Consider the following 5,882-nt stretch of genomic DNA (forward strand, 5'->3'; position numbering starts at 1 on the left):
CCCCACCCACCCGCACCCGCCAACGCACCCGAACCCCCGAGTTCATAGGCGCCCCGCCTTCGAAAGCGTCGGCTTCGGCGTCCATCGCGTGTTCGTGTTGTGCAACTCCCTCTCCGTGTCCGTGATCGACACCTTGATCGGGATCCCCGGCCGCCCGCCCACCTTGATCAGGAAGCGGCCACGACCCGGCGGCTCCTCGTTGCCCCCCGTGCTGGCCCAGCCCGGCGGGGACGACCACGACGACACGAGGTCGATCTCGCGCTCCGACAGCCCGACGATCTCGCCGAGTTCCTTCATCTCCGTACGGGGGAGGCCGGCGCACACGACCATCCCGGCCCGCTCCACGAAGCCGCGCGCCTTCGCCCGGTCGGCCGCGCTGCCCAGCGCCTCCGCGTCCTTCAGGGTGTGCGTGATCTTCGCGTCGCCGAGGCCGAGGGAGCGGTTGAGGCGGGTGAGGGCGTCGATGCGTTCGACGATGCCGGAGGCGGCGCGCAGGGGCCGCCAGAGTTCGTCGAGGACCGTGAAGAACCAGCGCTGTGGGGCCAGGCCCGCGTCCGCGAGGGCGTGCGCCGCCGCGACCGTGCCGAGGCCGTCCGACCACGCCGCCAGCATCGCCGCGGCCGTGAGCTGCGTGTCCGCCTCGCCGATGCGGGAGATGTCGACGCACACGGCGGGCGAGGCAGGGTCGATGCGGGTGGAGGTCTCGGACGCGAAGGTGTCGCCCAGCGGGCCGTCCAACACGCCCAGCAGGGACCGGTGGAGCGGGTCCACCGCCTCCTGGTATCGCGCCACGTCGCCCCGGTCCAGGGTGACCGCGCGGACCCGGTCCGGGCCCTCGTCCAGCACCTTCAGCAGGTCGGGCAGCAGCGGCGGCCGCCCCGGCTTCGTACGTTCCGCGAGGTGGTGCAGGCAGGCCGAGAGGACCGATTGCTCGTGGTCGTCCATCGGGCGGCCCCGGACGATGGTGATGAGCGCCGCGACCATGTTCAGGACGCGGCCGTGCGCCTCCGCCGTCAGTATCCGGCCCCGCTCGCCGCCGATCCGCGCCGCCGCCTCGCCCATCGCGCCGGGGTCGAGGACGTTGATGCCGCCCACCCCGCGCCCGATGGAGATCACCTGGCCGCCGAGCGCCCGTACGGTGTCGGCGTAGTCCGGCTTCAGGTCGCCGAGGACGAGCGGAGTGATACCCGTCGCCGCCATGCCGATCAGCATCCGGTTCACCAGCGTGGACTTGCCGAGGCCCGGCATGCCGAGCATGAAGAGGGACGGGTTGGAGATGTAACGGGCCCGGGTGAACCACGAGATGGGGTCACCGCAGACCGTGGCGCCCGTGTGCAGGTGCTGGCCCAGCGGCACCCCGGTCATCGGGGCGCCGGAGCCCGCCGCGAAGGGCCACAGGCCGCACGCCTGGACCGTCGTCGCCCGCCACAGCGAGGGCGGGTCGACGTGAGCGACCTGTCCGCCGCCGGGGCCGAACCACCCACGCGGGGGAGCCGTCTGAGGACGTACAGCAGCGCGCTTGCTCACAGCGCCTCCCGGATCTGGTACGGAACGAGGGTGTGCTCCCACGGCAGCAGGCCGACGGGGAGCGTGCAGGTGAACGCGGAGGCCTGCATACGGTCGGCCGGGCGCATCAGGACACGGGACGACGCCTGGAGGTTGCGTACGGTGATCGCCGCGTCCGGCAGCTGCTCCTCGCTGTCCACGGTGACCGTCACCATCAGCGAGAACTCCACGAGCCCGGCGCCCGCCGCCTCCTCGGCCGCCGTCTGCTCGGCCGCCTGCATCTCCGAGCTGGCCCGCGCCTGGACCAGCCCCCGCCTGGAGCCCGCCATGAAGTGCGCGGCACGCCGGTCGGCCTCGACGATGCGGGCGGAGGTCGCCGGGTCGATCGGGCGGTAGACCAGCGAGACCCGCTTGCGGCGGGTGCCCGTCGCGGGCTCCAGCAGCCCCCGCAGCACGCTCGACCGGACCGTGCCGCGCGGCGCCAGCGTCAGCATCCACGTCCGCGAGACACCCGAGTCGTGCTTGTACGCCTGCACCGATTCCACGGCGGCCGCCGGGCCCGCGTCCGCCCACTCCAGACCGGTGGTCGAGTGTTCGGCACGGGCGCTCAGCACATCGGGGGCGACGGCGGGGTCGTACGCCACGCGCACGACCTCCGCGAGCCGCTCGGCGGACAGCGGATAGGCGGAGCCGCCGCCGGCCGCGACCAGGCCCGACAGCAGGCCGGGCAGCCGCATGGACAGATCGGTGATGACGTCCTGGACGTCCCGCTTGGGGCCGCCGGTGGGGCCGTAGGTGAGGGCGATGTACGTGTGCATCTCGGAGGAGGCGGAGGGATAGCGCGCGACGACCTCCTCCATGACCGCGCGGGCGGCGGCCGGCGCGTCCGGCGCGATGCGCGGCAGGACCTCGGCGGCCAGCCGCGTCCCCGTGTCCGGCGCGGTCTCCACGACGACCTGGGCGCCGCGCAGGCCCGGCTCGTGCGAGAGCCGGGCGAGCCAGTAGCCCCAGGACGCCACCCAGATGTCGACCTGCTCGGGGTCGACCAGCGAACCGCCGTCCGGCTCGCAGGCCAGCACCACCGTGCAGAGGTTGCGGCCGGGGTGGTGGAGCACACCGAAGGCGCGGTTGTAGGCGTCGCGGCCCTCGTACATTCTGGTGCGGGCGAGCAGGCCCGGGGGGTGGTGGCGGCCACCGGGGCGCTTGGAGAGCGGGCCGGAGACGTAGGTGGTCGAGCCGTTCGCCTTGCGCCTGAGCCAACCGATACGCACCGCGACCACCTGGTAGATGTTGCGGCCGTCCACCGTGCGCAGCGCGAGCGGGGCGAGGAAGAGGCCGAGGGGGATGAGGACGAGGATCGCGGCCAGCAGCGAGACCAGCGAGGCGAGGAGTGCGACCAGGAGTCCGCCGAAGGCTACGACGGTGCCGAGGAGGCCCAGCGGGCCCAGGCCGGGGCGGCGGGGTCTGCGCCAGTTTCCGTAGGTGGGACGCGTGAGGGCGTCGGTGGACATGGGTGATCCTTCTTCCGGCTGAGGTCGCTGGGTGTCGAGTGCCTACGAGCTCGGTGGTGCTGCGTCGGATGGCGGCTGCGGGTGAGTGGGGGCTGATCGCACGGTTCCCCGCGCCCCTGGAAAAGAGGGCCTGCGGCCCCTTTCCCAGGGGCTGGGCCTACTGGTTGTGACCTTTCATCCCGTCGTTGTCGTCGAGGGAACCGGCGATCTCCGTCGCCGCTGCCACGCCCGTCTGTACGGCGACCGCGGCGGCCTGGACCGCCAGGGCCGCGCCTCCCGTTGCCGCGCCTGCGGCGGCCGTACCGGCTGCCGCGCCCGCGCCACCGGCGGCGCCACCTGCTCCACCCGCACTCGCACCCGCTCCCGCTCCCGCTCCCGCCGAGGAACCCGCGCCCGCGGAGGGCGAGCCCTGGGGACCGGCGGAGGAGCCGCCTCCACCGCCTCCGCCACCGCCCCCTCCGGAGCCGCCCGCGATGCTGACCGCGCCGGAGGCGACGTTGTTGGCGGCGCCCAGGGTGACCGAGCCGCCGGAGGTGCCGCCGAGGGCGGCCGTGGCCGGGACGATCAGCTTGAGCAGGGCGGGCAGGGCGAAGACGGCCATGATCAGCATGCCCATGCCCGCGATGACCGAGTCCAGGTCCTTGGTGTCCTTGGTCATCGAGGTGGCCGAGTAGATGATCAGGGCCGCCGCCGGCTTGTACAGCAGCCAGGCCGCGAGCCAGCCGATGTGCTTCTTCCACCAGCCCTCGCCCCAGCCGGTCATCGAGGAGGCGGCGGCCAGCGGCAGCGTGCCGACCAGGGTGATCAGGACGCCGATGCGGATGTACATCAGCACGATCTGCACGAAGCTCGACAGCATCACCAGCAGACCGAAGATCAGCACCAGGCCCGGCTGGTTGAGCGTCAGCACACCCAGCATCTCGGAGGCCTTGTCACCGAGGTCGGATCTCGCGTACACGTCCTTGGCGTACGCGTCCGACGCCGTCATGAGGGCCGTGACCACGGGGACGGAGGCCGCGCTGACGAGGATGACCTTCCACATGCCCATGAACGCCTGTTTCATGGACTGGCCCTTCCGGTCCACCGCCATCCGGATCGCCGCGATCAGCAGCGAGGCCACCGCCACGTATCCGACGATCCAGTCGACCTCCGCGGTGATCAGTCCGATGGGACTGCCCGGATCCGCCTGGCTCTGGGTGTGACCCACGTTCCCCGCCGGGTCGTTCACGTCGATGCCCAGCCAGACGCCGTTGAGCGCCTTCAGCACCTCCGCCGCGCCGTCGCCGATCGCCTTGGCGAAGACGACCACGGCACCCTCGGTGAACTGCTTTCCGCCCTCTTCGATGAGGCAGTCGTAGATCTTCCAGGAGCAGGCCATCTCACGCCTCCCAGGTGACGAAGCCGTCGGTGCCGCCGACCTGCGACACACCGCTGTAGACCGTGCCGTCCGGGTCGGGCGAGAGCTTCCAGTCCCCGTCCGTCCAGCGCACGGTCAGCGAGGCGGAGCCGAAGCCGCCGTCGCCCATACCGCGCACCAGGACCATCACGGTCGCCTGCGTCTCGTCGTACGACAGGACCGTGAAGCCGGCGTAGCCACCGGCGTCCGGCGAGCCCGTGGTCGACTTGTCGGCCTCCTGGGAACGGCTCGCGATCAGCGCGTCGCGGCCCGCGCCCGGCACGACCTGCCTGTCGACGACCTTGCGCCAGCCGTCGTAGCTGAGGTGGTCGGTGATGGAGTGGGCCGCCATGACGGCCCCCAGCGGGGTGTGGGCGAAGCAGGACCAGACCGGTCCGTCGTACTTCAGCGGGCCCGCCGCCTTCGAGACCGGGACCAGGCCGGTGCCGTTGGCCTTCCAGTGGAAGTCGCGCGGCGGCTCGGTGGGCTTGGCCTGGTCGCGGTCGTCGGTGCGGCAGCCGGCGGGCCGGGAGTCCGAAGTCCCCTTGCCGCCTGACGACTCCGACTCCGACTCCGACATCGAGGTCGGCGCCGGGCTCGGGTCGCCGGACGCGCCGGCCGGCTGCTCGGAGCCGTTGCCCGTCACCGCGAAGAGGACCGCGAGGACGAGCAGCACCACCAGGAACCCGGCCGACAGGATCCAGCCCCGCTGCTGCCAGAACGGCTGCTCCCACTCTCCGCTGCCCCCGTGGGCCCGGCCGGAGTTCAGCATCGTCGCTCCCCCTTTCGACGTGCTCGGACGGTCAGAAGACGAAGTTCACGAGCGGGCCGGCGGTGGCGACCAGGACACAGCCGCCGAGGACCATGCCGAGCCGGCCCATGTGCTCCGAGCCCTCGCCGCGGCGCATGGAGATCGCCATCATCGCGCCGGTGATCAGCACACCCGCGACGCCCGCGGCGGTGCCGGCCCAGGCGACGATGCCGAGCACGGTGTCGACCTTGCCGGTGAGTTCGGCGGGGGCGTCGCGGTTGGGGTTGGGGACCGTGCCGTCGGCCAGGTAGATGGACTGATGCGCCTTGGCGGCTATCGCGTGCAGCATGTGGTTTCTCCCCGTTGCCTCGATCGACCCGCCGTGGGCGGTGGGCCGACGTCAACTGATGTGAGCGGATGGGACATTGGGCTGCTTTCGGGGCCGGTGCGACGTGCCCGGGTTCCCGGTCGCCCTGTGAGCTTGGCGACTCCTGTGAGTCGAAACCAAGCGATGTAGTGATCCAGCACCTGTCGGTGACGTGCTCGTGACAGACGGGAAGCTCTCGTCATGTCCGGGACAGTGACGTGCCGTCAGAAATGCCGGGACCTGCGGTGAAGTGAAGGGGCTCGCACCGGTGTTCGTAGTCGGTGTTCGTAATCGGTGTTCACAACCGGTGTTCGCAACCGGCGTTCGCCCCTGAGGCGGTCCGTGTACGAC

Annotated in this window: 5 protein-coding genes; all 5 read right to left on the bottom strand. The window is 71.9% G+C overall.

Translation table 11 applies throughout. The features are described from left to right. Window positions 1–42: 42 nt before the first annotated feature. The 5 genes from ACFU53_RS45910 to ACFU53_RS45930 all read right to left on the bottom strand — a co-directional run bounded on the left by ACFU53_RS45910 (window position 43) and on the right by ACFU53_RS45930 (window position 5,513). Window positions 43–1,527, bottom strand: coding sequence for an ATP/GTP-binding protein (locus ACFU53_RS45910; RefSeq protein ID WP_384006106.1), 1,485 nt, complete (start codon window positions 1,525–1,527; stop codon window positions 43–45). Continuing rightward, window positions 1,524–3,017 (bottom strand): SCO6880 family protein, encoded by a 1,494-nt coding sequence (locus tag ACFU53_RS45915; protein ID WP_384006107.1) that lies wholly within the window; start codon window positions 3,015–3,017, stop codon window positions 1,524–1,526. Before ACFU53_RS45915 ends, ACFU53_RS45910 begins: the two co-directional genes overlap by 4 nt. 157 nt (window positions 3,018–3,174) lie before the next feature. After that, window positions 3,175–4,395 (bottom strand): hypothetical protein, encoded by a 1,221-nt coding sequence (locus ACFU53_RS45920; protein WP_384006109.1) that lies wholly within the window; start codon window positions 4,393–4,395, stop codon window positions 3,175–3,177. A 1-nt stretch (window position 4,396) separates the two neighbouring features. Then, complete coding sequence (locus ACFU53_RS45925; protein ID WP_384006111.1) at window positions 4,397–5,185, bottom strand: hypothetical protein; 789 nt, start codon at window positions 5,183–5,185, stop codon at window positions 4,397–4,399. Window positions 5,186–5,216: 31 nt separating this feature from the next. Further along, window positions 5,217–5,513, bottom strand: coding sequence for a hypothetical protein (locus tag ACFU53_RS45930; protein ID WP_384006113.1), 297 nt, complete (start codon window positions 5,511–5,513; stop codon window positions 5,217–5,219). Window positions 5,514–5,882: the final 369 nt, after the last annotated feature.

The sequence above is a fragment of the Streptomyces sp. NPDC057474 genome (genome assembly GCF_042802555.1).
Classification (GTDB): domain Bacteria; phylum Actinomycetota; class Actinomycetes; order Streptomycetales; family Streptomycetaceae; genus Streptomyces.